4 protein-coding genes are annotated in these 2,795 nt (G+C 61.3%); all 4 read right to left on the reverse strand.

What is annotated here, in order from left to right; all coding sequences use genetic code 11:
• The coding region (locus WB528_RS07890; RefSeq protein WP_423887856.1) for a TetR/AcrR family transcriptional regulator at positions 1-306 on the reverse strand (306 nt) is incomplete at its 3' end.
• 132 nt (positions 307-438) lie between these two features.
• Positions 439-804, reverse strand: coding sequence for a hypothetical protein (locus tag WB528_RS07895; protein WP_423887857.1), 366 nt, complete (start codon positions 802-804; stop codon positions 439-441).
• A gap of 47 nt (positions 805-851) precedes the next feature.
• A complete protein-coding gene (locus tag WB528_RS07900) occupies positions 852-1,271 on the reverse strand; it encodes a YciI family protein (RefSeq protein WP_423887858.1) in 420 nt (139 codons plus the stop codon).
• Between the two features lie 139 nt (positions 1,272-1,410).
• A complete protein-coding gene (locus WB528_RS07905; protein ID WP_423887859.1) occupies positions 1,411-2,610 on the reverse strand; it encodes a serine hydrolase domain-containing protein in 1,200 nt (399 codons plus the stop codon).
• Positions 2,611-2,795: the final 185 nt, after the last annotated feature.

Here is a 2,795-nt window from a genome sequence, read left to right on the forward strand (position 1 = left end):
GGCCTTGCCGACCCGCTCAAACGCGGTGACGGTCTCGGGACGGCCGTCGTCCCAGGCCTGCGACAATGCGGCTTCGAATTGCTCGAAACCCCGTTGCGCGATGCTCGACAATAACTCGTCTCGATCGCGAAAATGCCGGTAGGGAGCGGCCGGGCTCACGCCCGCCACCCGCGCGGCATCGGCAAACGTAAAGCCGGCCGCGCCTTTCTCTGCAATCAGGCCGAGGGCTGCCTGCAGCAGCGCCTCTTTCAAATTGCCGTGGTGATAGCCGCGTTCCGCGCGGCCCTGTTCCTTGCGCCAGCTCATGTAAAAAGCTTTTACATGATGCCCGTACTGATTTGAAGTCCGCAGGCTGCTAATAAACAGCCCACGGACCCCGACCCAAAAACGCGGTTAGCGGATTTCCCGGTCCGAAGCGGGATCGAGGTGACGCGTCACCTAGCCGCCGGGGATCGGCAGCACCGGCATGATCTCGACGGACTCGCCCGGGAAGATCGAGAAATGCGGATGTTCTTCGAACATCTTCGCAGCCGCCTCATGCGAAGCGGCGCGAACGACGGTGAAGGCGCCGATGGCGTTGGTGACATCGGCAATCCCTTGCGAGTCGACCTTCTTGGTCTTGCCGAGCGGGCCGCCCATCTGGACGATCGAAGCCTGGTGCTTTTCGACCCATGCCTTCCAGGCCGCGATACCGCGCGTCTCTCTCGCCTTGCGCTCCGCTTCCGAAAGCGCATTCCAGGCCGCCCATTTCGCGCTGGTTTTGCTACCCAGAAAGACAGCAAGGAACGTGTCGTTGGTGCTCATCGGTTTCTCCTCGGGTTTGAAGTTTTTGTGGACTGAATGGGTTTGAATCAGCGATTGGCCAAGTCGCGCTGCATGTCGGAAAATCCAGCCGCAGCTTCCTTGACGTCGGGCGGGAAGTCCGACATTTCCATCACCTGGCGGATCTCGATCGTTTCGTTGTTGGAGGCCGGACAACGCCTGGCCCAGGCGATCGCTTCGTCGCGCGATTTGACCTCGATCATCCAGTAGCCGCCAATCACTTCCTTGGACTCGGTGAACGGGCCGTCGGTGACGACCGGCTTGCCGCTCTCGAACGACACCCGGACGCCCATCGACGGCGGGTGCAGACCATCGAGGGTGATCAGGACGCCGGCTTCCTTGAGCGCCTCATTATATTTCATCATCGCGGCGACCGCTTCCGCGGACGGCATGGCGCCCGGCGCCGCCGCCTCATAGCCCCGCGGGATCATCAGCATCATAAGTCGCATTTTCTTCTCCGTTTCGATTCGAAAGGCCCCGGATAGGCCGGCGCTCTTCGATAAGACGATTGACGTCGGGCGGTCCCGACATGCCAGCCAAATAATTTCAGAGATTGATGGCGATCGGGCCGAAACGATTACTGCAGGCTCAGTCCGCGGCAATTTCGCCCAGCGTGGTCCAGAAATCCGTGAACACCGGCGGCGGGGTCGGCGAATCCATGATCCGCTGGGTCAGGAGAATACCGGTGAGCTGCGCCTTCGGATCGGAATACCAGGAGGTTCCGTATCCACCATCCCAGCCGAAACGGCCAGGGGCGGAATGCGGGTCGTCGAGGCCAGTGAAAACGGACAGGCCAAAACCCCAGCCTCTGGCACTGCCGAGAAACAATTGCGACTCGCGTTTCTGGTCCGCCACGATCTGGTTCGTCGTCATCATCGTGATGGATTCGCGCGACAACATGCGCGCGCTTCCGAGGCTGCCGCCGTTGAGCATCATCCGGGCGAACGCGTTGAAGTCGTCCGCGGTGGAAACGAGGCCCGCAGCGCCGTTTTCGAACAGCGGCGGGTTCGAAAACCTGCCCGTCACCGGAGGATCGAAGACCTTCAACTGTCTTGCCCTGCTGTCGTTCATATAGGCAGTCGCGAACCGATAGTGTTGATCGGCGGGGACGTAAAACGCCGTGTCCTTCATTCCGAGCGGCGTAAATATCCGCTCGCGCAGGAATTCCCCGAACGTCACGCCTGCGACGCGCGGGATCAGAACGCTGAGGATTTCGCTGCCGCCGTTGTAAAGCCAGCTTTCGCCGGGCTGGAAGGCGAGCGGCAGGCTGCCGTAACGCTTGATCAATTCGTCGGGCGGAAAGGACGGAAACACTGGCCCCGGCGCGAGGCCTGCTTCCGCATACGCCCGCTGGATCGGAAGGCGTTCGGGAAATACCGGGATAATGCCGTAGCCGCAGCGGAAGGTTAAGAGATCGCGCAACGTGATCGCGCGCCGCGCCGGTACCGTTTGATGAATCAGCGAGTCGATCGTCAGCAGCACCTTCCGATCGGCCAATTCCGGCAGCCAGCGCTCGACCGGATCATCGAGGCCTATCTTGCCGTCCTCGACCAAAATCATCACGGCCGCAGCGGTAACCGGCTTGGTCATGGAGGTGATGCGGAAAATCGTGTCCCGCTTCATCGGCGAACCGTCGAACGCGAGACGGCCGATCGCATCGACGTGGGCTTCTCCCTTGCGGCTCACCAGCATCACGAGGCCCGGGACATCGCCGCGCTCGACGTGACCGCCCATCACGCCGCGGAGACGATCAAGTCCAGCTTTCGAGAGCCCACCATCATTCGTCATCGTTGTCGCTTCCATTGTTTCGATGGTCGCCTGCTTACACCGGAAGCCAGCGCCACACCATGTCAGTCGTCCCTTCCGGCAGTGCTTGCAAAATCGACGATGCCAGGACCGCGTGAAGGCGCAGCGTTCGTTCCCGGATTTTGCTTCCCCGAAGCAAAGCAGAGGTGTCCTATCCATGCTAGTGG

The sequence above is a fragment of the Bradyrhizobium sp. genome (genome assembly GCF_049586575.1).
Taxonomy (GTDB): domain Bacteria; phylum Pseudomonadota; class Alphaproteobacteria; order Rhizobiales; family Xanthobacteraceae; genus Bradyrhizobium.

Excerpts from the sequence above, each read along its gene's own strand:
- WB528_RS07905 (WP_423887859.1), bottom strand. The coding sequence starts at position 2,610 with ATGACGAATGATGGTGGGCTCTCGAAAGCTGGACTTGATCGTCTCCGC.
- WB528_RS07900 (WP_423887858.1), bottom strand. The coding sequence starts at position 1,271 with ATGCGACTTATGATGCTGATGATCCCGCGGGGCTATGAGGCGGCGGCG.
- WB528_RS07895 (WP_423887857.1), bottom strand. The coding sequence starts at position 804 with ATGAGCACCAACGACACGTTCCTTGCTGTCTTTCTGGGTAGCAAAACC.